The sequence below is a fragment of the Opitutia bacterium genome (assembly GCA_016217545.1).
GTDB lineage: Bacteria > Verrucomicrobiota > Verrucomicrobiia > Opitutales > Opitutaceae > Didemnitutus.
In genome coordinates this window covers 280247-302102 of the sequence record JACRHT010000011.1, presented here as the reverse complement: position 1 = coordinate 302102, position 21856 = coordinate 280247, and the positions used below count along the sequence as shown (strand labels likewise).

20 protein-coding genes are annotated in these 21856 nt (G+C 64.5%); 11 read left to right on the top strand and 9 right to left on the bottom strand.

The window, feature by feature from the left end; genetic code table 11:
- Window positions 1–487 precede the first annotated feature (487 nt).
- The 3 genes from HZA32_07120 to HZA32_07110 all read left to right on the top strand — a co-directional run bounded on the left by HZA32_07120 (window position 488) and on the right by HZA32_07110 (window position 1926).
- Window positions 488–724 (top strand): helix-turn-helix transcriptional regulator, encoded by a 237-nt coding sequence (locus HZA32_07120; protein ID MBI5423841.1) that lies wholly within the window; start codon window positions 488–490, stop codon window positions 722–724.
- Between the two features lie 94 nt (window positions 725–818).
- Window positions 819–1214: a hypothetical protein gene (locus HZA32_07115; GenBank protein MBI5423840.1), complete on the top strand. Its 396-nt coding sequence runs from the start codon at window positions 819–821 to the stop codon at window positions 1212–1214.
- A complete protein-coding gene (locus HZA32_07110; GenBank protein ID MBI5423839.1) occupies window positions 1195–1926 on the top strand; it encodes a hypothetical protein in 732 nt (243 codons plus the stop codon). The genes HZA32_07115 and HZA32_07110 overlap by 20 nt, the downstream gene beginning before the upstream one ends.
- Before the next feature lie 3 nt (window positions 1927–1929).
- On the opposite strand, the gene HZA32_07105 is transcribed toward HZA32_07110, so the two are convergent.
- Complete coding sequence (locus tag HZA32_07105) at window positions 1930–2913, bottom strand: IS110 family transposase (GenBank protein ID MBI5423838.1); 984 nt, start codon at window positions 2911–2913, stop codon at window positions 1930–1932.
- A gap of 975 nt (window positions 2914–3888) precedes the next feature.
- On the opposite strand from HZA32_07105, the gene HZA32_07100 reads away from it, so the two are divergent.
- From HZA32_07100 to HZA32_07085, 4 genes are all read left to right on the top strand, one after another.
- On the top strand, window positions 3889–4605 hold the full coding sequence (locus HZA32_07100) for a hypothetical protein (protein MBI5423837.1): 717 nt from the start codon (window positions 3889–3891) through the stop codon (window positions 4603–4605).
- 42 nt (window positions 4606–4647) lie between these two features.
- Window positions 4648–5214 (top strand): hypothetical protein, encoded by a 567-nt coding sequence (locus HZA32_07095; protein MBI5423836.1) that lies wholly within the window; start codon window positions 4648–4650, stop codon window positions 5212–5214.
- 56 nt (window positions 5215–5270) lie between these two features.
- Window positions 5271–5591: a hypothetical protein gene (locus HZA32_07090; protein MBI5423835.1), complete on the top strand. Its 321-nt coding sequence runs from the start codon at window positions 5271–5273 to the stop codon at window positions 5589–5591.
- A gap of 173 nt (window positions 5592–5764) precedes the next feature.
- Window positions 5765–6775: a DUF4417 domain-containing protein gene (locus HZA32_07085; protein ID MBI5423834.1), complete on the top strand. Its 1011-nt coding sequence runs from the start codon at window positions 5765–5767 to the stop codon at window positions 6773–6775.
- Window positions 6776–7196: 421 nt separating this feature from the next.
- Here HZA32_07085 and HZA32_07080 read toward each other — a convergent pair whose 3' ends face one another.
- Complete coding sequence (locus HZA32_07080; GenBank protein ID MBI5423833.1) at window positions 7197–7859, bottom strand: DNA adenine methylase; 663 nt, start codon at window positions 7857–7859, stop codon at window positions 7197–7199.
- Between the two features lie 56 nt (window positions 7860–7915).
- On the opposite strand from HZA32_07080, the gene HZA32_07075 reads away from it, so the two are divergent.
- Complete coding sequence (locus HZA32_07075; GenBank protein MBI5423832.1) at window positions 7916–8989, top strand: hypothetical protein; 1074 nt, start codon at window positions 7916–7918, stop codon at window positions 8987–8989.
- A 788-nt stretch (window positions 8990–9777) separates the two neighbouring features.
- On the opposite strand, the gene HZA32_07070 is transcribed toward HZA32_07075, so the two are convergent.
- The 4 genes from HZA32_07070 to HZA32_07055 are packed head-to-tail and all read right to left on the bottom strand — an operon-like array spanning window position 9778 to window position 15031.
- Window positions 9778–12840 carry an efflux RND transporter permease subunit gene (locus HZA32_07070; GenBank protein MBI5423831.1) on the bottom strand — a complete coding sequence of 1021 codons (3063 nt, stop codon included), beginning with the start codon at window positions 12838–12840 and terminating at the stop codon, window positions 9778–9780.
- A complete protein-coding gene (locus HZA32_07065) occupies window positions 12837–13850 on the bottom strand; it encodes an efflux RND transporter periplasmic adaptor subunit (protein MBI5423830.1) in 1014 nt (337 codons plus the stop codon). The genes HZA32_07070 and HZA32_07065 overlap by 4 nt, the downstream gene beginning before the upstream one ends.
- Window positions 13851–13875: 25 nt before the next feature.
- On the bottom strand, window positions 13876–14100 hold the full coding sequence (locus HZA32_07060) for a hypothetical protein (GenBank protein MBI5423829.1): 225 nt from the start codon (window positions 14098–14100) through the stop codon (window positions 13876–13878).
- Window positions 14101–14113: 13 nt separating this feature from the next.
- The gene (locus HZA32_07055; protein MBI5423828.1) at window positions 14114–15031 is read right to left on the bottom strand and encodes a porin; all 918 of its coding nucleotides are present in this window, start codon (window positions 15029–15031) and stop codon (window positions 14114–14116) included.
- A 141-nt stretch (window positions 15032–15172) separates the two neighbouring features.
- Between HZA32_07055 and ompR the strand changes: the two genes are divergently transcribed.
- From ompR to HZA32_07040, 3 genes are read left to right on the top strand one after another with little or no spacing between them, the layout of a single operon-like run.
- Window positions 15173–15892: a two-component system response regulator OmpR gene (ompR, locus tag HZA32_07050; GenBank protein MBI5423827.1), complete on the top strand. Its 720-nt coding sequence runs from the start codon at window positions 15173–15175 to the stop codon at window positions 15890–15892.
- A complete protein-coding gene (locus HZA32_07045; protein MBI5423826.1) occupies window positions 15889–17202 on the top strand; it encodes a HAMP domain-containing protein in 1314 nt (437 codons plus the stop codon). Before ompR ends, HZA32_07045 begins: the two co-directional genes overlap by 4 nt.
- A gap of 45 nt (window positions 17203–17247) precedes the next feature.
- The gene (locus HZA32_07040) at window positions 17248–17979 is read left to right on the top strand and encodes a YdcF family protein (protein ID MBI5423825.1); all 732 of its coding nucleotides are present in this window, start codon (window positions 17248–17250) and stop codon (window positions 17977–17979) included.
- Window positions 17980–17987: 8 nt separating this feature from the next.
- Here the strand turns inward: HZA32_07040 and HZA32_07035 are convergent, their stop codons facing one another.
- Genes HZA32_07035 through HZA32_07025 form a run of 3 tightly spaced genes read right to left on the bottom strand, consistent with a single transcriptional unit; the run spans window position 17988 to window position 21843 of the window.
- A complete protein-coding gene (locus HZA32_07035) occupies window positions 17988–19082 on the bottom strand; it encodes an alpha/beta hydrolase (protein MBI5423824.1) in 1095 nt (364 codons plus the stop codon).
- Window positions 19083–19138: 56 nt separating this feature from the next.
- Window positions 19139–21337: a xanthine dehydrogenase family protein molybdopterin-binding subunit gene (locus HZA32_07030; GenBank protein MBI5423823.1), complete on the bottom strand. Its 2199-nt coding sequence runs from the start codon at window positions 21335–21337 to the stop codon at window positions 19139–19141.
- Window positions 21334–21843: a (2Fe-2S)-binding protein gene (locus HZA32_07025; protein MBI5423822.1), complete on the bottom strand. Its 510-nt coding sequence runs from the start codon at window positions 21841–21843 to the stop codon at window positions 21334–21336. The genes HZA32_07030 and HZA32_07025 overlap by 4 nt, the downstream gene beginning before the upstream one ends.
- Window positions 21844–21856 lie beyond the last annotated feature (13 nt).

Genomic DNA, 21856 nt, shown 5'->3' with positions numbered 1-21856 from the left:
GGCCCAACCGCGCCTCACTTACGTGTGGCGCTGGCCCCTTGCCTCCACACCTCCATCCCCGACGCCGCACTGCGGCGTCAATCAAACGACAATGTCGAAATCTGATTGTCGCTGATGTCGAAAACAGATCGTCGTTGACCAATCGGAGGCCCCTTCCGCCTGTAGTCCCATGCTCCTCATGATGTGAACGAGGGTGCTGACGATGCACTGGTCGTCATCCACGCACAGCACCGCGGTAGGGTTGGGCGGCAAATGTGCGGCAGCGAAATTTGGAGCAGCGGCGAGGCGGGACGATTCCGGCATTCGATGAGCAAAGAAAATGACCTCCTGACAATAGTCACAACTCGAAAATGGCGAACCTACCCAGGCCGCAGCGGGTATTAACCCCTCTTTCCGGGCGAAAACGGCGCGCAGATCGCAGCATGAATCTCCGTCAGCCTGACTACTGTCTGTGTATTCCGGCTGACGAACGCAATAAGATGGAACCTTGGATACGACGGATGCATTCGCCCACGTGCTGCTGCGCTTTCGGAAGGAACGCGGGCTCACGCATGAGGTGCTGGCGGAGCGTTCCGGCCTGCATCCGACCACGATATCGCTGCTGGAGCGTTCCAAGCGCCAGCCGAGTCTGGCGACGCTTTTTCTTCTGGCGGAAGGCTTGGCTGTGGAACCCGACCGATTGGTTCGGGAAACGGCTAAACTGCATCCGAAATTGCCGAGGTAATCTGCCGGCGAACGTGCCAGTGCCGCACTGGCAGACAAACAGAGCAAGCTTGTCATGGGCCGGTTTTGCGCTAAGGTTGATTCAACCTTTTACCATGCCCAACCAACTCTCCAAGTCCAAGCGCCGCCAGAGCCTGGCCGAGCACGAAGCCGTGTTGACGGCTTTGACGGAGATTGCGCGTCGGGAAGATACCACCGTCATGGCCTTGCTGCGCCGTGCGGCCCGGCAGTTGGTGCGGGAAAAAGCCTCGGCACCGGATCTGCGGCTGCTCGAGTTGGTGCTCACCAAGGCACCGAAGATGCCGGCTCGCTTCAAGTCCCCCGCGCAGGTGGCGCGCTTCAAGCGTGCGCAACGCGAATTCGATCAAGTGCTGCTCGATCTGGCGCTCGTCAGTCCCCAAGCCATCCAGCAGCGCAATTCCGTCGCGCCGGCGTCCCGTCCTGTTCGGATGATCAGTTTCCACTCCGCCCATGCCTCCGCTGCCGTCTGACGCCGAACCGAGGCCGCCGGAGGACTTCGCCGGATTGCTGGCGACCAAGGAACCAGTGCTTTTGGTCGGAGGTCAGGCGGTCAATCTCTGGGCGTTGTATTACCACTCGCATACCGCGGAGCTGGCGCCGTTCGTGTCCCGCGATGTCGACGTGCTCGGTGATCGTGAAACGTTGACGGCGCTGGGACAAGTTGCCGGCGCGAAGCCACAGTTCTTCCCGGTCAAGCCCCCGACCAATGAGGTCGGGGTGGTGATCGCCAAGGACTCCCAGGGGTTGCCGCTCCTGATCGAGGTGCTGCGCTACGTGCATGGCGTTTCCAACGAGGAACTGCGGGTGCCGGTCTACACGGTCGCGTTGGGCAACGTGCAGGTGCAGGTGCCCAGCCCGATCGCGCTTTTCCAGGCGAAGATCGCCAACGTCGCGGACCTTGCGCAGTCCGGCCGTCAGGATGCCCGGCATGTGTTGATTCTCGCGCAGCTACTGCCGGCCTACTTGCGGGATTTGCAGCGAGCTGCCGTTGCGGGTGGAATGCCGGAGCGCCAATTGATCGACTACCTTGAGCGCTTGCTGGGGGTGGTCACCACCGCCAAGGCCAAGAAGGTGCTGGAGAACTTGAAGATCGATCCGGCAGGGTTGTTCGCCGGCCTCGGAGATCAGAAGTTGCCGAAGCTGGCCGCGTTTCTGGAGAAACGGCTACCGCGGGCCCTGTAGGGATTAGGCGAGCTGGTTCTGGCCTGTTTTTTCGAGGGGCAGCGGCCCCGCGCGGTCTTGTGCCGCCACCACCGCGTTCAGGTGCACGAGCAGTTTCCGCATCACCGCGACCAGCACGACGCGATACGGCTTACCGCGGGCGCGAAGGCGCTGGAAGAACGGAGCCAGGACCGGGTTTATTCGGGAAGCATGGAAGGCGGCCATGTAGAGCGCTGCCCGGGCGAGTATCCGACCGCCCCGGATGGACCGGCGACCGGTCTTGATCCCGGAGTCGTGGTTGATCGGAGCCAGGCCTACCAGCGCGGCGATTTCACGCCGGCTCACATGACCAAGCTCGGGAACCTCGCTCATCAACTGGAGCGCGCTGATGGTTCCGACCCCGTCGACCTGAGTTAGCGCAAGGAATCGCTTTCGGAGTTTCGGCGTTCGCTTCACGTGTTTGACTGCCACGGCCTCAAGTTCCCGTCCCTCGATTTCCAACGTCCGCACGAGACGATTGGCCCTTCGGATCAACGCCGGGCCCTCCATTGTTTCCAAGTGATGCTTCTGCACCTTGGTCGCCTCGATGATCTGCTGTCTTCGCCGGATCAGTCGACGGAGGCTCTCCAACTTGGGATCGATCTGCACCGTCGGTTCCGGGCGGAAGGTTTTCCCGAACAGCGATAGCATCGCGGCATCGATCTTGTCGGTCTTCGCCTCCCGTCCGCGGGCCTTCGCAAATTGCCGCACCTGGTAAGCTGAGACGATGCTGTAGGCAAATTTCTGGGCCCGCAGAAATCTCACGAGCTTTCGCCCGTAGCTTCCAGGTTCACAAATGAAGTGTGGCCGGCGGCCCCGCTTGGCGCTGAGTTCAACCAGCTTCCTATGGCCGGAAACCGTGTTGGAGGTGCGGAACGAGGTCCGGCTGGCCGAAACATCCAACCACTTTTTCCCGATGTCCACGCCGACGAAGGTCGTCGGCTTTGTGTTCGTGTTTTTGCGTTTCATAGAGATGGGCAGCACGGATCACCTGCTCGCGCGGGAGGTGAATCTCCCGAATACCTTGTCGATCTCGTGCTGCTGGTCGCTTGCGCACTGCGGAAGTGGTCAGGACCCCTTGCTCCTGCGGGCTTGAAGCCCCGGATTGCTGCCGGTCTCAGGCCGCCACCGCTAGCGCACGCTGACCTTTCATTGGCGGGACGACGCAACCCGTCCAAGTGCGTCGGACTACCGTATATTCGGTAGGAGCGCTCTCTTGCCTTGCGGAAGAGAGGGCCGCTCTGGCTGGTGATGGGGCAGGACGCGGGCCGTGATGAACGGTGACTGATCTCGTTCCGCAGCGTAAAAGTGGGCAGCATGGATCATTAGTCTGCACGGGCGGCTACGCCCTTTTCCTTGCCGATCTCATGCTGCTTTCGCTCGCGCCCTCTGGCATAGCTCGAACCCCTTGCTCCCGCGGGCTTACCGCCCTGGATTGCTCTCGGTCTTCCGCTACACGCCCGGGCACTTGCTGAGGTGAAAAGTGAGCGGACGCCCATGTCGGTCCAACGACATTCGTCTACCGTGTTTTCGGTAGACGCTAGTTCTTGATCCATGGACACCACCTGCGTTGCAGAAAGATGGATGCCGTGACAAAGGAGGACTGCCCGGGGCCGCGATTGTGTCTATGCCCGTCAAGCTCCTCCTCGCTGCGCTGCGGTCCAGCTTGACGGGCAGAACGGAGAGCGGCTGTTCCGGGCAGTCGGGGTGTGGCTACTCTATTTATGCTAGGTCTCGGAATGCGAGGGATGTAACCTCAACGGTTGGCTGAATATGCTTTCCAGTCATTGGAAGCGATAGGTAGCTTGTTAGCGGGCCGGCCTGATGTTCATCACTACAGCAACTATTCCCGATCTGCAGCGAGCTATCGGACAGCGTCGGCGACTGCCTTCCAACGGTGCCGGAGGGCACGCGGTTTCATTGGGATCACTTCTCTATCTGGGGATGAACCATCACCTCGCGACCAGTCGCGAGGACGCTGAGGCCACCGCTGTCGTTGAATCGGTGGGGCACCCGATGATCACTGCCATTGGTAGTCTGATGGGTAACGGGCATCTGACACTGGCAACCGATGACTTTAAGACGACTCCCTTGGATGTATTTAACGTGCGCTCACGGGATGATCTGAAATCCAACCAGTGGATTTTCTTCTGTGACCGCTTCCGGCGCACCGCGTCCGGCGGGAAGCAGAGCCGCGCGATCCTTGCCTTGGCGAGCGTCATGCGGGAGATGGCAGACAATGTGGTCCATGGTTATCGAGATGGGGTGGTGCCTTGCGCTGCTCTGGTTGGCTACCACGTCACGCCGTCTGGACTGACTTTTTCGGTTGTGGATAGCGGGCGTGGATTTCGAGCGAGTCTTCAGCAACGGGACATTTGGAAGCACCTTTCGAGCGAGAATGCGGCACTCGATGCCGTCGTGTCGAAACAGGCGACCTCGCGGGCAGATCAGCCATCAGGCGGAGGGTTTAAACAACTGTTCAATAGCCTTTTAGATTTGAACGGATTGCTGGTTCTTCGTTCAGGTCCATCCGCATTTGTTCTGAAGAACGAGCATACTCACTGGAAGCGGCGAGAGGTTGAATCTCATCCCGTGCCAGGGGCACAGGTGACCTACCTCTTTCGAAGGGCTGGCGAGCCGGTAGAGGAAGAGGTTAGCTAAAATAGCTTGATTCATTCTCAGGAATGAAAATAAAAGGGAGTCGTGATTCAGATTCCCTTAGTCCAGCTCCCTCCCGCGAGTTCCATTCTCGCCGGTGCTGAAATCGGCGCCAGCCACGCAACCATGCTCCGTGAGCGAGCGCTGGAGGCGGGTCAATCGACCGTTCAGCTGGTCCTCGACGTTGAGGGTGTCGAGTCGATCACCGCGAGCTACCTGAAGCAGGTCATTGCTGTATTCGAGCCGGCTGCCCTCGGGCAGCCTGAGATCTACCCCTTCATCACCAATATCGGGTCTCCGGACCTGCGCTTTGAACTCGAGTCGTTTCTTTCCGGGGTCGACCGCGCTATTCAGGAGGTCGCTTTGCGCGATGGTCGCTTTGAGCCCACAGCGCTTCTTGGGCGGCTGGAATCGTCGGCTGCTGAAACCTACCGCGAGCTGACCGAGCGCGGCCCGGCGACCGCCGCTGAGCTGCATGAACGCCACGCTTCTATGGCTTCGGGCCAGTCGACCTGGAACAATCGCCTCGTGCGACTTTTTGAACTTCGTCTCGCACACCGCCAACGTGCCGGACGCCAGTGGATTTACCGTCCCGCTTACAACCTAAACTAACTATCACCATGGGAGTCGGAGAAAAAAGCCGCCGCGCAAAAGGTTATTCTGAACAAATGGACCAGGCCAGGACCGAAGAACTCGAAGCCGAGTCGGTGCTTGGCACGAAGCAGATCGAAGGAGGCCAGGCCTTCGAATGCGAACTCACGGCCAAGGACGTGGAGTTGCGGGCCGGCACCAAGGTGCGGCTCATCGATATGAAGCGCGAATGCATCGAGGTGTTCCTTGGCGCCCGATCCATCGGCATCGTCGTCGCGGCCGGCAGCGCGGTCCTCCGCGAGAAGACCCACATCACCAAGAGCGAGGGGCGCGCGCTGAAGGCCCGTGTCATCGATGACGCCTCCTTCATGGGCACGTTCATGGTGGAATTGATGTAGTGAAATCACCATCTCCAGTTCCGCTGCTTCCGCCACCGGTCCCCGGCCTCGCACCGACCAGCTGTGCGTCGTGCTTTGTGTTTCCCCGGTGCGGTGGGCATTCGCTGGAGATCATCAGGGAAATCGGTTGCGCCAACTTCGCGAACGGCGAGCACCCGGTTAATCCGAACAGTATGAACCCCGTCGATGCGGACGCCTTCTGGGCGAAATGGGAGGACGTCGGCGGATTGCTGGACTTCACCATCGCCGGTCTGAACCCGGTGAAATCTGCGGACCTCCCGCGCTACATCCCCATTTTGCAGCATCCATATTCGCGTCGCGACCTGCTCAAGACCGAGATCGTCGCCTTGCATCTGTGGAGGATCTTCGGGCGGGATGCCAAAGGGCGTTACGTCTGCCGCTTTCGAGACGGGGCAGAACTACGCGCCAAGTATCGCCTTCACCCCGATACCAAGATCCTGCTGTCGGGTGTCGCGATTGATCGGCACTTGGAAGTTTTCTGGGCGCAGCACCGCAAAGCTGATCTTGCAGCGCAGCTCGCTCGTCTCGGCGTTTGCGGGATTACCACGCCGAATTTTTCGTTTTTCACCGACGTCACCGGGTTTCAGATTCTGCGTAACCTCAAACGCATTCTGCTGACGGCGGAGCGGCTGTCTGCCGCCGGTATCAAGGTGTCGCTGCACCTGAATGCGATCACTCCCCAGAACTGGGATTTCTGGTGCGAGTTGCTCTCCCTGCATCCCGACTCGAACGTCGTCACGCTGGAGTTTCAGACCGGGCTTGCGACCTTGGAGGAGGGCCGAAAAGCGCTGTTTCAGGTTGCCGATCTCCAACAGAAACTCGGCCGCTTACTCCACCCCATCTTGGTTGGCGGTGCGAAGCACTACCTGGATGCGGAGAAGCTGTTTTCGCGATTCTCGGTGGTGGATTCGCGGCCCTTCATGGAAGCCCAAGCCCGCAATTCACTGGTTCGCGACCCCGGTGGCGCTTTCCGCTGGCGCAAAGGAGGCGATGGTGGCCGGTTTATTGACCGGATTTTCGAAGCCAATCTCGCGCTCTATCCCGAGAAATTGAAAGTGTCGCCCGTCGATACACCGGAGCAGGCGTTGGACTCCGACCAAATGGACCTTTTTGACGTGACACCGTATTTCACCGCCCAGCCGGTGGCATGTCGGGTCTCTTGAAGGAATAGCGGGGCCACCTCGTTCGCCCATTCCTCTTTCTTCATCCAGCAGAGTTCCGTGTGGTCGAACACCCAATCGCCGTCGACTGCGATCCAGTGCGTGTGAAACAGGCTCCAGCGAGAGAAGAAATCACGCTGGCTCCATGGTCCTAGCCATTGGATAAGAGCTACCCCGCGCTCCGGCCAGGCCTGTCGGAGCGTTTCGGGCTCGAAACCCGCCCTCGCAAAGGCGGTGCGCATGTGGGTCAGGGTTGTCCACGGCTTCTCCTCAAAGTGCGTGAAGAATTGCATGACGCGACATACTTCGTGCTCCGTCGCTGTCGCAAAGGCGATGGGACCGCAGTTGGCCCCGAAGTTGATACGTGCAACCTTGATGTCCCAAGGGACGAAACGAGAACCGCGATCCTGATGTGCTGCGGTATTCATGCGCGGCGGTGAGCGTTGCGGAGATCGGCCAGCAGTGCTTGCCGCACCGGCACGGGCTCGCGCAGGAATTTCTGCACCCACCGAGTCCGTTTGCGTTGGATGCTCTGCCGCTCGCGATAGTCGGCACCCAGGAACCGGGTGTCGTGCAGTTCTCCGGCCGGATAATTCATCCAAACGGATTCCTCGCGGCGACCGGTATGGGAGGTGCCCCAGAACGTCTGATGGCGCCAGCCATGAAGCATTCGGCCGTAGACCTCGTTGTCGTAGCCGGAGATCATCACCGGACACTTAAGACCGCGAAGCAATGTGAGCAGCTGCACGTGGTTCTCCTCCGTGTAGTCATGACGGTAGGCGGCTCGGGCGGAGCGTCGGGACGCCGGCCAGTAAGGAGGATCAGCATACACAAATTCGTCGCCGGTAAAATGATATTGCGAGAGGTATTCCTCGGCTCTGGAGCAGATGAACGTAAAGCCCTTGGGGAAACCGGTGAAACGGGCGATTACACGGTGATCGACGTCGATGCCCACGTTATGGTCAGCCGGCTTTTTGTGGCGCATCACCGCTCCACCCCCGAGGTGGGATTCGATGTAGGTGCGATGCGGAGGGATGAGGCTGATGAGCCGCTGGTAGCACCTGAACTTCCCCCCGGGGTAACGCATGCGGCAACACCGTCAGATCTGCCTATGATGTCAAGCCTGGCTCTCACTCCGGTCTATTGTGCGCTCGCACTACGTTCGCCAATTTCGGAGAAGGTAACATCACCACACCAATCGACAGCTCTTCACCGGAAACTGCGGTCCGGTTCGCAAGCCGGGTCCGTTCCGACCAACTCGGCGATTTGGCGCGGCTGCTCTCCCGTATCGAACCGTTTCGGAACTCTACCTCCGTAGTGCAGGCCACGGTGATCCTCGATGCGAACGTGGTGATCGCGGACCTGATTTGGTTGTGCGGGCGGAGAAAAAAGAGCGACGCGCGTTCCACCTTGTTAGAGCTGCTGGAGTGCGCCACGGTGAACGCTTACGCGCCGACTTTCTTGGCGGTTGAAGTGGAAAACCATTTCCCGTTGTTGCAGGAGGAGCAAGGCATTGACCCAGCGCGCGCCCGTAAGGAGTGGAATCGGTTCGTTCCGCGCATCACCTTTATCGACGTTGGGGGACCGGATGCCACGTATGCCGGTGTCACTGATCCGAAGGATGTGCCGTATGTGCTCCTTCAACAGCGCCTGCCGGTGCCGATTGTTTCGGAAGACCCGCATTTGGCGAAAATGGGCGCGAGCGTCATTCGCATTCAGATTTTCGCGCCTTTGAGGTCATACTCGCGGCAGCGTGCAGTCGAGTATCAGATCAAAGTGGCCGGAATCGGTGCGGTGTTCGCGGCGGAGCTTGCGGCAAAACTCGCTATAGATGGAGCCCGCGCGGCGACACGGGCCATCGCGAACCTGCCCAAGCCGGTTCTGGCAATAGGCGCGGTGGGCATAATCGCAGCACTCGTTCATCCTCCATCCCGCAAGTGGATCTTCGAGCGGTTGGAGAAAGCGGCCGACTTGGCGGGAACGGCAGCAGGCGGCATATTTGAACTCTTGCAGCCGGTGTTGGAGGAGCACTCTACGGCCAAGCAGTCGGCTGATGAGTTCTTGGTGGCTGTGACCGCGCTGCTTACCGACGCTGGTATTGCCCCTGCCGATGTGCTGCGAAAACCTGAGGAACCGGTGAAGCTGAAGCGCACTAGAAAGCGCAGCCCCGGGGCCAAACGAATTCGCAAGCGCACCGTCACCAAGAGGCCGGGTTAACGTTAGGGGCAGGCGCGATCTGCGTTAGGGTGAAGATATTTGAAGCGAATGGAGCGAATCCGCCGCGCCCAAATAGCCGATGCCTCGCTGCATTCGCTCCAGCGTTTTGACCAAGCTGGTTACCCCCTGAGGGAAATGTCTCGGAAAACACCGTGATTCGCTCCAAAAAGTTCGGAGTGTCGCCCAACACGGGCAGCCATTCGACGCGCGGTCCGAGCACCGCTTGCTCATGGCCTGCGGCCGGAATACAAGAATTACATGAATGCGTTGATGGCCGAAGCGCGGCGAATGGCCCTGCGCAAGGGCCAACGGCCCGCGTCGAAGGGCACGTGCGTCGTCTACTTTCTTCGCCTGCGTTCTGGCGCTCTATATCGCTGCCTCGGAGGATCTTGAGCAGCGACTGGATGATCACGCGACGGGTCAAGCGTGCCGAACAACTCAGCTGGATGCCCCGTCTCGTTCTTGAGGTGCGAAATCTATCTGACTTTTTCCGAGGCTCGCTTCCACGAAGCCCAACTCAAGCGATGGTCCCGAGCGAAGAAAGAAGCCCTCGTTGCAGGTGATCTCACCAGCCTCCACGCTCTCAGCCAATCGCGCGAATCGCGAAACTGCAAAACGCGTAAAATTCAACGCGCGGTCATTAGCCTCACAAAAGTTCGCATTTCCATCCGGACCAGGCAGCCAAATTGCTCAGCAATTTGGCTGACGGGAGTGGACAAAACGGGGTTCGACGACCCGAGCGCGGGGGAGGTTCTGCAGCAACGTTCCATGCGCGGTGGAACGCTGCTTCACGGACGATTCGTGTCTCCGAGGTCCAGTGTCCGGCGGAGGCGGAGCGCGAATTCGTCGGCGAGTTCGAAGAGCACGGGCACGATCACGAGGCTGAGCGCGGTCGAGGCGACCAAGCCGCCGATCACCGCCACCGCCATCGGCGCGCGAAAGGCGGAGGTGGCACCGAACGTCATCGGCAACATGCCCGCTACCATGGCGACGGTCGTCATGACAATGGGCCGCGCTCGCTTGCGGCACGCGTCGACGATCGCCTCGGTCCGTCCCAGACCATGCTCGCGGCGCGCCATGATCGCGTATTCCACGAGGAGAATGGAGTTCTTGGTGACGATACCCATCAGCATAACCAAGCCGATCAGCGACGAGACTGACAGGCTGAGGTCGAACAGCGCCAGGGCGCAAAAGGCGCCTCCGAGCGAGAGAGGAAGGGCCGCGAGGATCGTCACAGGCTGGATAAAATCATGGAAGAGGAGGACGAGGACGGCGTAGATGCAGAGGACTCCGATGGCCATCGCGATGCCGAACCCGCCGAAGAGTTCACCGATGTTCTCGGCGTCGCCCGAGGCAACGCGTTGCACGCCGGCCGGCAGCCGCTGGAGCGACGGGAGCCGATCGATCGCGGCAAGGACGTCGCCGGCCGGCCGGCCCTGCGTTTCGACGTCGATCGTGACATTTCGCCGTCGATCGTAGCGGTCGATCTGGGCCGGCCCGCCCTCGATCGTGAGGGTTGCCACGCGGGCCAGCGGCACCGCGCCGTCGCGGCCGGGGACGCGGAGCTGCTCGAGCGTGGCGAGCCGAGCGCGCCGCTTCGGCGGCAGTTGCGTGCGGATGTAGAGCTGGCGGGCAGGCAGGTTCAAGCGGGCAAGACCTTCCTGATAGTCGCCGACGGTGGCCACCCGCAGTGTGGCGGCGATGCTCGCGGTGGTGACGCCGAGGGCGGCCGCCTTGGCGAAGTCGGGGCGGACGATCACCTCCGGGCGCTGCAGGCTGGCGAGACAGGAGACGTTGCCGAACTCGGGCCGGGCTCGCAGCTCGCCCATCGTGCGGTTTGCGGTCGAGAGCAGCGCGGATGTGTCGTCGCCCGCCAGGACGATGGACACCTTTTGTCCCATGCCGTTGCCGCCAACGGAAAAGCGGGCGCCAGGGATGGCGATCAATCGCTCCCGCAGCAGGGCCTCGAGTTCGCGTTGCGAGCGGTCCCTCCCGGCCGCGGGCGAAAGCTGCAGCGTGAGCGTCGCCTTTCGCGTTTCCGCCGCGCTGTTCTCGGAGCCAAAATCGTCGGCCGCACCTGTGCCGATGCTGGCGAAGACGCTGCACACCTCCGGAAGGACGGCGGCCACTTGCCCCGCGCGTTGCGCGACTTCGACCGTGGCGTCGAGCCCGCTCGCAGGCGGCAGTTCGATCGCAATTTCGATTCGGTCCTCGTCCTCCGCCGCCAGAAAGGCGACCGATAGCCGCGTCCCGATCGCCACCGAGGCAGCGAGAAGGAATGCCGCGATCGCCAGCGTCTTCGCCGGGTGGGCAAGACCGGCGCGGACAATGCGCAGGTAGAGCATCATGACGCGACCGTCGCGGGCCGGCGGATGATTCTTGGGTCGCAACAGGTAGGCCGCCATCATCGGCGTGAGCAGGCGGGCCACGAGCAGGGAGAACAGGACCGCGATGGCGGCCGTCCAGCCGAACTGCCGGAAGAACAGGCCCACGATGCCGCGCATGGCCGCGGTGGGCAAAAACACCGCCACCAAGGTCAGGGACGTCGCGATCACCGCGAGGCCGATCTCGTTCGCGCCGTCGAGGGCGGCCTGCCGCGGACTTTTTCCAGCGAGCAGGTGGCGTTCGATGTTTTCCACCTCGACGATGGCGTCGTCGACCAGCACGCCGACGACGAGCGTCAGCGCCAACAGCGTGATGGTGTTGAGTTGGAATCCCATCAGCCACATCGCCGCAAAGGTCGGCACGACGGACAGAGGCAGGGCCACTGCGGAGATGAACGTCGCGCGGCGATCACGCAGGAACAGCCACACCACCACGACCGCGAGGAACGCACCTTCGTAGAGTGCGTGCATCGCGGATCGGTAGTTCCGCAGGATCGGCATGACGGTGTTGCCGACCTCCTGAATTCTCACGCTGGGGTGCGCGGTCGCCAGTGCGGTCACCTTGCGGCGGACACCATCGACCACGGCCACCTCGCTCGCGCCGCGGGCGCGCAGCACTTGGAAGGACACGACGGGCCGACCGTCGAGCAGCGCGGCCTGGCGCCGTTCCGCGGCGGTGTCGCGGACGGTCGCCACGGCGTCGAGCCGCAGGCTGCGGCCGCCGGAGAGCGGGAGATCGAGCGCGGCCACCGCGGCGGCATCGCGCACGGTGCCGACGGTTCGGATGGATTGCTCCAGTCCGCCGACGGTGGCGAGGCCGCCCGGCGCCTCCTGTTGCACGCGGCGCAGGGCGGACGAGATTTCCTCCGCCGTGACGTTGAGCGCGAGCAGCTTGGTCGGCTCGAGTTCCACGCGCACCTCACGGCTGAGGCCGCCCAAGCGCTGGACCGCGCCGACGCCGGCAACGGAGCGGACCGCCTGCGCGACGTCGTGGTCGACGAACCAGGACAGCTCCGCCTCGTCCAGTGCGTCGGAGGCGACGACGAAGGTGACGATCGCACCTCCGACGGTCGTTGCGCGCGAGACGACCGGCGGCGGCATTTCCGCCGGAAGATCCGAGCGGATGGCGTCGACGGCGGTGCGGACGTTGTCGAGTGCCTCCTGCACGTCGCGTTCGAGGGGGAACTCGATCACCGTCACCGAGGCGCCGTCATGGACCGTGGAGGTGAGGTGCCGGACATCTGCGATGGCGGCCACCGCGTCCTCGATCTTGCGGGTGGCCTCGGTTTCGAGCGTCGATGGTGTCGCACCCGGCAGCGCGGCCGTAACGGTCACGATCGGCAGATTCATGTCGGGCATGTCCTGCACCGGCAGGAGCGCGAAACCGATGCCGCCCGCCACGGTGAGCAGTGCGAACAGCAGGAGGGAGGGAATGGGTTTCCGGATCGCCCACGCGGAGAAATTCATGGTCCGGTCTCCTGCGTCGCCACGGGCGGCGCTGCGCTTGCCGTGGGGGCGGCCGCGATGGCGACGGAGTCACCGGGGTTCAGAAAACTCCCGCCGGACCGCACTACCTGGTCGGCGACGGTCAGTTGGGAGTCGAGGATTTCCACCGATTGCCCGCTCCGCCGACCGCACACGACCTTGGTCGGGTGGACGCGGCGGGAGCCGTCGACGAGCATGACGTATTCGCAACCGTCACGGAAAACCAGGGCCGACTCCGGCACGTGCAATGCCGGCGCGGCGGGAAACTCGATCGTGCCGGAGACGAACATTCCGGTGCGCAGTGCGGCGGAATCAGGCAGGTCGACGTGGACGGTGCCGTCCAGGGTTCCGGCGTCCACGACCGGCGAAACCTGCCGCACGATGCCGGCCACGGTGGCGCGGCCGAGGCGAACTGTCGCGTGTTGTCCGGGCGCGACGCGGGACAGTTCCTCCGCCGGCACCCGGGCGTGCCACTCGAGCCGACCGCGACGGATGAGGCGGAACAGCTCCGCTCCGGTGCCGCTGACGGTGCCGACGGTCGCCGAGCGTGCGGAGATCACGCCATCGTCCGGCGCGCGGACCTCGGCGTGGAGCAGGCGCAGGCGCTGGAGCTGTTGTTGCGCGCGGGCGGCGGCGAGCTGGCTGGCGTTCGCCTTCTCCTCCGCTTCGAACTGGAGCAGGTCTTGCTGGCTGAGGTTGCCGGCGCCTTCGAGCCGTCGTGCGCGCGCGGCTTTCTCGTGCGCCAACGCGGCGTTGGCCTCCGCTTGGGCAACGTTGGCTTCGGCCATGGCGAAGTCGGCGGTTGGAACCGCGGCATCGAAGCGTGCGAGCAATTCCCCGCGGGCGACGACGTCCCCGACGTCCACCCGCACTTCCTCGAGACGCAGGTCGCCGATCGCGGCGCCGACGATCGACTCCTGCCACGGCACGATGCGGCCGCTGGCTTCGATCGTCTGCGGCCAGTCGGAAACGAGTGGGCAAACGAGTTCCACCGTCAGCGCCGGTCTGGTGGACGCTTCAGGGGCGGTCGGGGCACGACTGCAGCCGGTGAAAAGGAAGAATGTGCAGAACGCGGAGAAAGCGGTTGAGGGCGGACAGCGGAATTTCATGGGCGGGAGGCAGCGGTCCCCGGTCGGCGCCGGTTCGAACCGTGTCGTCGTCGGACGGCGGGGCGGTGTCGTCGCCGGTGTCGGTGGCGACGAGAATCACCAGCGCGAGGAGGATCGCCGTGGCGATGAGCATCGGCGGTGCTGGTTCAAAACCGATAGCGCAGGCCGACGCGGCCGTAGGTGGCCGATTTTCCGTCCAGTTTCACGCCCCGGTCGTAGTAGTCGAAGGTCCGGTCGAGCGTGAGGCCGCCGTCGATCACGACCGAGAGTTGCGGGCTGAACTCGTATTCCGCCGTCAGGCCAACCCGGATTTCACGGTAGTCGAGGTAGGTGCGGCCGAGGCCGGCCGCGGGCGCTTTCTTCACGTAGTATGTGCCGCCCTGCATCGTCACTCCCGAGCTGAGCGTGAGCGCGTCGCTGAACTTGTAGGAGACACCGGTGTGCGGAAACCCGAGTTCCAGCTCCCAGTCGCGCGCGAAGCTCCATCGCAGGCCGAGCATCGGGATCACCTTCATGTCACCGCGGTTCATGCCCACGACTCCGGCGTTCCACGAGAAGTTCGGGCTCACCTCCTTGCCGATGACCGCCATGGCGAACACGTTCAGGCTGTCGCTCGAGACGACGCCGTCGTCCGAGGCGAAACTCGGACTGAGCATCGCCGTCGCCGACCAGCCGGGGCCGATGGCGTGGGACAGGTCCTTCATTGCCATGAAGCTGAGGCCGATTTCCTCGAGCTTCGCCGGGAGCGGCACGTTGCCGGTGAGTTCGAACTCGTCGCGCTTCCACGAGAGGGCGCTGGAGAACAACCAGGTCTCGGGCGCCGGCAGCGTGAACGACGTCTCGAATTCGAAGTGGCTGACCTCGGCGCGGCCCAGTTTGCCGTTTCGCTCGATGTCGCCGGCGGTGGAAAACGAATACGCGGCCGACAGCTCGCTGAGCCCGGGGCCCGACGCGGGCGGGCCCGGCTGGGCGAGGAGCGGCGAGGCGGTGAGGCCGGCGGCGAGCAGGAACAGGGCAGGACAGAGAGTGGTGCCCGGAAAGGTCGGTTGGGTTGAGTGGTTCATCCGGGTGCATTTGTCCCGCCTCTGCCGGCTTTGTCCCCGCCCGGAGTGCAAAAGATTGTTTCCGACACGACGGCGGGAAACATTTTGTTACACCTCCGAGTCTCCCTTCGGTCCGCGGACCTGTCATAGCTCGGACAAATCATGGAGGCACCGACCAAACTTTTGATCGTGGAAGACGACACCCGCACGCGGGCGCTCCTGGATCGCTACCTGAAGGAGCAGGGCTTTGCGGTGCTCACGCTCGCCAGCGGGCGGCGCCTCGACGAGATGCTCGCCGCGCACCCGGTTAAGCTCCTCATCCTCGATCTGATGCTCCCGGGCGAGGACGGTCTTTCGCTTTGCCGGCGGTTGCGCGCGCGGGGAGAGGAGGTCCCCATCATCATCCTCACGGCAAAAGGGGACGAAGTCGACCGGGTCGTCGGCTTGGAAGTCGGTGCCGACGACTATGTGTCGAAGCCCTTCAGCCCGCGCGAACTCGTGGCGCGCATCAACGCCGTGCTCCGGCGCCGCCAACCCGCGGCGGTCCGCGGCGCGCCGTCGCCGCTGCCGCAGGTCGTGCGCCTCGGCGCCTGCGAACTGAACCTGCGCACGCGCGAACTCAGTCGTGCCGGCGAGAAGCTCATGATGACCACCGGCGAGTTCGCGGTGCTGGAGGCGCTCGTCCGGCATCCGCACACGCCGCTCTCGCGCGACAAGCTCATGGACCTTGCGCGCGGCAAGGAGCACGGCATCCACGACCGCAGCATGGACGTGCAGGTCTCGCGCGTGCGTCGCCTCGTCGAGGCGGATTCCGCGAAGCCGCGCTACATCCAAACCGTGTGGGGCTTCGGCTACGTGTTCGTGCCCGACGAAACAGAATGAGACTCTTTGCCAAGACCCTTTTGGGGCGCACCGCGCTCTACCTCGGAACCCTGCTCGTGATTGGCCAGATCTTCTGGACCGCGACGGCGCACTATCTCCTGGAGACCCAGGTGAAACCTGCCTACGGGCGGCAGATCGTCGATATGGTCGCGATGGCCCAGGCGTTGATCGAGAGCCAGCCTCCCGACGCCGACCTGTCCTCCCTGCGAACGCTGCGCCTGCCGAGGTTCGACGCATTGGAGATTCTTCCGGATTCCCAACCTCGACCGGAAATGATCGCGCACGACCCCGACGATATTCCGGGCGACCTGAGCGAGCGGTTGCAGGAGCGGTTTGGGCCGTCGGCGCTTTGTCTCCGGGAAAAAGAAGTGGAAATCACCTGGCTGCGTTTTCCCGCGCGCGGACAATACTTTTGGCTGAAATTCCTGACGGAGCCGGATCAAGGCGTCGTCACTTCGGCCAAGTTTCTGCTGATCTCGCTGCTGCTGGCGCTGGCCGTGGGAGGATCCTACCTGATCGTGTTCCGGCTCACGCGACAATTGCGCTACGTCACCGAAGCGGCCCGAGCCATCGGGCGCGGCGAGCCGCCGGCGATCCTGGCCACGAAGGGGCCGGAGGAAATCCGCGCGCTCTGCGAGGGATTCAACCAGATGTCGCGCGACCTCGTGAAACTCGAGGCCGATCGCCGGCTCATGCTCGCCGGCATCTCACACGACCTCCGCACACCGCTCACCCGTCTGCGCATCGCCGTGGAAATGGCCGCGCCGCACGATCCTGCCATGGTCCACGACATCGAGGACATGGACGCGATCCTCCGGCAATTTCTCGATTACGCCCGCGACGGAAGCGAGGAGCGGCCTGGGATGCACGACCTCGATACGCTGGTCCGGGAGACCGGCCGGCGGTTTGCGGAACGCGGTCACGACATCGAGATCGTCCTCGGGCAGGTGGCACCGTTCGCCTTCCGCCCGAATTCGATCCGTCGCGTGTTGGACAACCTGGTCGACAACGCCGTGCGCTACGGCGAGGGCGTCGTGCGCTTGGAGACTCGCGCCGCGCCCGGCGAGGTGACGGTTTCAGTTTCCGACCACGGCCCCGGCATCCGTCGCGGCGCCCCGGCGGACTACATCCAACCCTTTGCCCGGGAGGACGGGTCGCGTTCGACGCGGGGGGCGGGACTCGGCCTCACCATCGCCGACCGGTTCGTGCGCCTGCATGGCGGTCGCCTTCGTCTGGAAAACACGACGACCGGCTTCCGCGCGTGCATCGAGATCCCGCTCCGCGGTGCGATGAGGGGTCCGTCTGGCTAAGACGGGGCGGTTGACTTGGTCCGGCCGGGGCGGTTTGGCTCCCGCGTGCTTTTCTTCAACAAGCTGCTGCCGGTGTTCGTGCTGCCGATCGGAGTCGTGAGCCTGCTCATCCTGCTCGCGGCGTGGAAGAAATGGCGCTGGGCGGCTGTGCTCGCGGCGGTCGTGTTGCTGGCGTCGTCGACCGGCGTTGTGGCGGATGCGCTATTTCGCTCGCTGGAAAACGCCTACCCGGCGCGCAGCATCGGCAGCCTGCCCGAGTGCGACGCGGTCCTCGTGTTGGGCGGCGTTCTTTCGCCGGGCAAGGAGTCGGGGCTCATCACCGAATGGTCCGAAGCGGTCGAGCGCTTCGAGGCCGGCGTGCAGATCGTGCAGCGCGGCAAGGCGCGCGTGGTGCTTTTCACCGGCGACACGCGCGGCTCGGAGGGCACGGCACTGCAACGCGAGGCGCTGGAGCGCGGCGTGCCGCGCGAGCAGACGGCGGTGATCGGTGCGGTGGGCAACACGGCGGACGAAGCCGCGCAATTGAAGCGCTATGCGGCGCAGCACGGCCTCAAGCGCGTCGTGCTCGTGACGTCGGCGTGGCACCTGCCGCGTGCGATGCGGTTGTTCAAGAAGGCCGGCGTGGAGCTGGTGCCGTTTCCGGTGGATTTCCGCGCGCTGCCGAACCGTGCGCTGCCGTATCTCGATTGGATCCCGAGCGCGGGCGCGCTCGGAAAAACCGAACTGGCACTGCGCGAGTGCTACGGGATGGCGTTCTACGCGGTGTTCGGCGACTGAGCGCGCGGCTACGGCGCGGGGCGGAGCGGACTGCGGCGCGCGAGGGGTTTCACCGGCGTGCTGTCGCTCCACTGGCCCATGTCGAGCTGCGCCGGACCGCCGCCGAGCGCGACGTCGCGGAATTTGTTTTCGAAGGCCGCGGCGCAGAGCGCGTCGAAGAGCCGCCACGTGCCGTGATAGTCGAGCGCGTCGGTGACCGGTGGCTCCTGGGTGGATGAGTCGAGATCGAGCCCGCGCTCGGCGAGGCGTTCCTTGGCTTTTTCGGCGATGCGTTTCCGGATGAATCCCTTCGGCTCCTCGCGCTTCGGCGGGGTGAAGCCGGGCAGCGGCGCGGCGGGCGCGCGGTGGGTCGCCGCAAGTGCGGGCGTGCCGTGGTCGTCGGAGCGGAGTTCGAGCCAGTCCTTGTTTTCGGCCGGCACGGCGGTGGCGGATTCGTAGATGCGGCGGGCGCCGGTGTCGCCGACGAGTTTATCGGCATCGCCGGAGAGCGTGAGGAGGAGCGTCGCGGCCGGAACTTTGGCGAGATCGCTCAGCGGGACGAGCGGCTTGCCGTCGCGCTCGAGGACGGCGGGCTCGACGCACATGACGGCTTTCGGCGAGGGCAGGCCGGCGGCCGGGAGGGCGACGGTGAGATTCGCGGCGAGCACGCCGCCGGCGGAGTGCCCAACGGCGGCGATACGCGCGAGGTCGGCGCGCGGGAGGTGCTTCTGAGTCGCGAGCCACTCGAGGCCGCGCTTCACGCCGGTGACAGCGTTCGGGGTGAACTCCGTCGGCTGGGCGCGCAGGCTCTTTTGATAGCGCGGATAGAGCACGAACGCGCCGTGGCGCGCGAGATGGTGAATCCAGGCGAGGTAGTGCTCCGGCTTCACGGCGCCCCAGCCGTGCGCGAAGACGATGACCGGCAGCTTTTCGGCGGTGGATTTCTCGGGCCAGAAAACCGTGACGTCGTCGCCGGCCTCGCCGGTGCTGTGCGATGCGACGTTGGCGTAGGCGTAGTCGGCTCCGCCGGGGCCGCCCGCCGGTTGGGCGGGCGGAGTAGGAGCGGCGACGGCCGGGCTAACGCCGAGAAGCAGGAGGACAAGGCAGGCGGGATTGAGGCGCATGAGGCGGAATGCTCCGGTAGACGTCCGATGCCGGTGGCGGTTACCGCGCTGGCGCGTCAACTCCAGCGCAGGTCGTTGCGCGTGAGCGGGAGGCGGCGGATGCGTTTGCCGGTGGCGGCGAAGATCGCGTTGCAGAGTGCGGGCGGCAGCGGCGGGTAGCCGGGCTCGCCGAGTCCGGTCGGCGGGTTGTCGCTCTGGAGGAAGCGCACGTTGACGCGCGGCGGCGCGGCGTCGATGCGGAGCAGCGGGTAGTCGTTGAAGTTGCCCTGCACGACCGCGCCGCGCTCGACGGTGATCTCCTGCAGCCACGCGGCGCCGAGCGCGTCCACGACGGAGCCCTGCACTTGGTTTTCCGCGCCGCTGAGGTTCATGATCGGGCCGACGTCGGCGACGACCCAGACCTCGTGCACTTTCAGCGTGCCGTCGGGTGCGACACTGGCGTGCACGACTTCGGCGAAGTAGCCGGCGTGGCTGTAGTAGCTCGCGAGACCGAGGCCTTCGCCGCGTGGGAACGTGCGGCCCCACTTGGCGTCGTCGGCGACACCGCGAAGCACGGACTTCATGCGTCCGGTGTTGAAGTTGATCTTCGGCAGCACGCGATCGGCGCCGAGCAGGTCGAGTCGCAGTGCGAGCGGGTCGCGGCCGGTGGCGTGCGCGATCTCGTCGAGGAACGACTCGGTGACGAACGCGTGCGTGTTGGCGACGGGGGCGCGGAGCGGACCGAGCGGGATGTTGGTGTTGAGGATGTGCTGCTCGACGCGGACGTGCGGCACGGCGTTGAAGGGGAAATTCTCCCCGACGAACTCGGCGCAGAAACCGGGCTTCTCGCTCGTGTTGAGGCCGACGGTGATGAACCGGTCGTGCAGCGCGACGAAGTTGCCCGCGGCGTCGAGACCGGCGCGGAGGTGATGCCAGCCGGTCGGGCGATAGAAGTCGTGACGCATGTCGTCCTCGCGCGTCCAGGTGAGTTTCACGGATTCGCCGCACTTGAGCGCGATGGCGGCGGCCTCCATCGCGTAGTCGTGCATGTAGCGCCGTCCGAACGCGCCGCCCATGCGCACGACCTTCGGGACGATTTTGTTCTTCGGCACCTTGAGCACCTCGTTGATCTGGTCGACGACGCGCTGCGGCATTTGCGTGGGCACGAGGAGTTCGAGGCCGCCGTCGGGCTTCGGAATCGCCGTGCAGTTCATCGGCTCCATCGTCGCGTGGGCGATGTAGGGATAGGAATAACTCGCGGTGAGCTGGCGCGCGGCGGCGGCGAGCGCGGCTTCGGCATCGCCCGCGACGAGCACGGGCGCGCCGGGTTGCGTGGCGCGGGCGGTGGCTTCGCGGTCGAAGCCGTCGGTGCTCTGCGCGGCGCCGGGGCCGAAATCCCAATCCACGCGGAGGCGACGGCGGGCGTTAAAGGCGGCCCAGGTGTTGTCGGCGACGATGGCGACGCCGGGCACGAGCGTTTCGAGGTCGCTGCCGCCCTCGATGACGAACGCATGGCGCACGCCCGGCTGGCCGCGAATGTCGTCGAGATTGGCCGAGCGGACGCGGCCGCCGAAGACGGGGCATTTTTCGAAAACGGCGATGCGCAGGCCGGGCACGTGTTGGTCGAGGCCGAAGCGCACGCGGCCGGTGACGATGGCGGGATTGTCCACGCCGCCGACGCGCGAGCCGAGGAGCTTGAAGTCGGCGATGGGTTTCAGCGGCACCGAGTTTTCGTCGGGCAGCGGGAGTTGCGCGGCCTTCGTCGCGAGTTCGCCGTAGCTGAGCATGCGGCCGGTGACGGCGTGCTTCACCCGGCCTTTGTCGGTGGTGAGCTCGGTGGCGGGCACGTTCCACGTTTGCGCCGCGGCGGCGACGAGTTGGTGGCGCGCGACCGCGCCCGCACGGCGCAGCGGCAGGTAGTTGGTCGGCACGGACGTGCTGCCGCCGGAGAGCTGGAAGCCGAGTTGCGGATCGAGATTGCCCTGCTCGATGCGCACGGAGGCGAAGTCCACGTCGAGTTCCTCGGCGAGGATCATGGGCAGCGTGGTCTTCACGCCTTGGCCGAACTCGGGGTTCTTCGCGACGAGGGTGACGAGGCCGCTCGGCTCGATGCGGATGAAGGCGTTGGGCGTGAACGCGCGAAGGGTGTTGTCGAGCGGCGTGGCTTGGGCGAGGAGGTCGCGCGGCAGCACATAGCCGAGCGCGAAACCGCCGCCGGCGAGCGCGGTGAGGCGGAGAAATTCGCGACGGGAAAAGGCGGAGGAATCGGCGCTCATTTCACACCTCCGGAGTTCGCTGTCGTCGTGGCGGGGACGCTCGCGGGGACGTTGAGGCTGGCGGCGTCCTTGATCGCGGCGCGGATGCGGAGGTAGGTGCCGCAGCGGCAGAGGTTGCCTGACATCGCGGAGTCGATGTCGGTGTCGGAGGGCGCGGGATTGGATTTCAGCAGCGCGGCGGCGGTCATGATCTGGCCGGGCTGGCAGTAGCCGCACTGCGAGACGTCGTGGTCGCACCAGGCTTTTTGCAACGGGTGCGCGCCGGCGGGATCGAGGCCTTCAATCGTCGTGATCGGCATGCCGGCTACGACGGAGACGGGCATCTGGCAGGAGCGGACGGGCACGCCGTTGAGGTGCACGGTGCAGGCGCCGCAGAGGCCCTGGCCGCAGCCGAATTTCGTGCCGGTGAGCTGGAGATTGTCGCGGAGGATCCAGAGCAGCGGGGTGTCCGCCGGGGCTTCGACGCTATGGGTCTGCCCGTTGATGTTCAGGCGAAAGGTTGGCATGGGGGAACGCGCG

What these genes read in the sequence shown, in the direction of transcription:
- HZA32_07115 (MBI5423840.1), top strand. Translation starts at nt 819, where the DNA reads ATGCCCAACCAACTCTCCAAGTCCAAGCGCCGCCAGAGCCTGGCCGAG.
- HZA32_07110 (MBI5423839.1), top strand. Translation starts at nt 1,195, where the DNA reads ATGCCTCCGCTGCCGTCTGACGCCGAACCGAGGCCGCCGGAGGACTTC.
- HZA32_07105 (MBI5423838.1), bottom strand. Translation starts at nt 2,913, where the DNA reads ATGAAACGCAAAAACACGAACACAAAGCCGACGACCTTCGTCGGCGTG.
- HZA32_07100 (MBI5423837.1), top strand. Translation starts at nt 3,889, where the DNA reads ATGAACCATCACCTCGCGACCAGTCGCGAGGACGCTGAGGCCACCGCT.
- HZA32_07090 (MBI5423835.1), top strand. Translation starts at nt 5,271, where the DNA reads ATGGACCAGGCCAGGACCGAAGAACTCGAAGCCGAGTCGGTGCTTGGC.
- HZA32_07085 (MBI5423834.1), top strand. Translation starts at nt 5,765, where the DNA reads ATGAACCCCGTCGATGCGGACGCCTTCTGGGCGAAATGGGAGGACGTC.
- HZA32_07080 (MBI5423833.1), bottom strand. Translation starts at nt 7,859, where the DNA reads ATGCGTTACCCCGGGGGGAAGTTCAGGTGCTACCAGCGGCTCATCAGC.
- HZA32_07070 (MBI5423831.1), bottom strand. Translation starts at nt 12,840, where the DNA reads ATGAATTTCTCCGCGTGGGCGATCCGGAAACCCATTCCCTCCCTCCTG.
- HZA32_07060 (MBI5423829.1), bottom strand. Translation starts at nt 14,100, where the DNA reads ATGCTCATCGCCACGGCGATCCTCCTCGCGCTGGTGATTCTCGTCGCC.
- HZA32_07055 (MBI5423828.1), bottom strand. Translation starts at nt 15,031, where the DNA reads ATGAACCACTCAACCCAACCGACCTTTCCGGGCACCACTCTCTGTCCT.
- ompR (MBI5423827.1), top strand. Translation starts at nt 15,173, where the DNA reads ATGGAGGCACCGACCAAACTTTTGATCGTGGAAGACGACACCCGCACG.
- HZA32_07045 (MBI5423826.1), top strand. Translation starts at nt 15,889, where the DNA reads ATGAGACTCTTTGCCAAGACCCTTTTGGGGCGCACCGCGCTCTACCTC.
- HZA32_07035 (MBI5423824.1), bottom strand. Translation starts at nt 19,082, where the DNA reads ATGCGCCTCAATCCCGCCTGCCTTGTCCTCCTGCTTCTCGGCGTTAGC.
- HZA32_07030 (MBI5423823.1), bottom strand. Translation starts at nt 21,337, where the DNA reads ATGAGCGCCGATTCCTCCGCCTTTTCCCGTCGCGAATTTCTCCGCCTC.
- HZA32_07025 (MBI5423822.1), bottom strand. Translation starts at nt 21,843, where the DNA reads ATGCCAACCTTTCGCCTGAACATCAACGGGCAGACCCATAGCGTCGAA.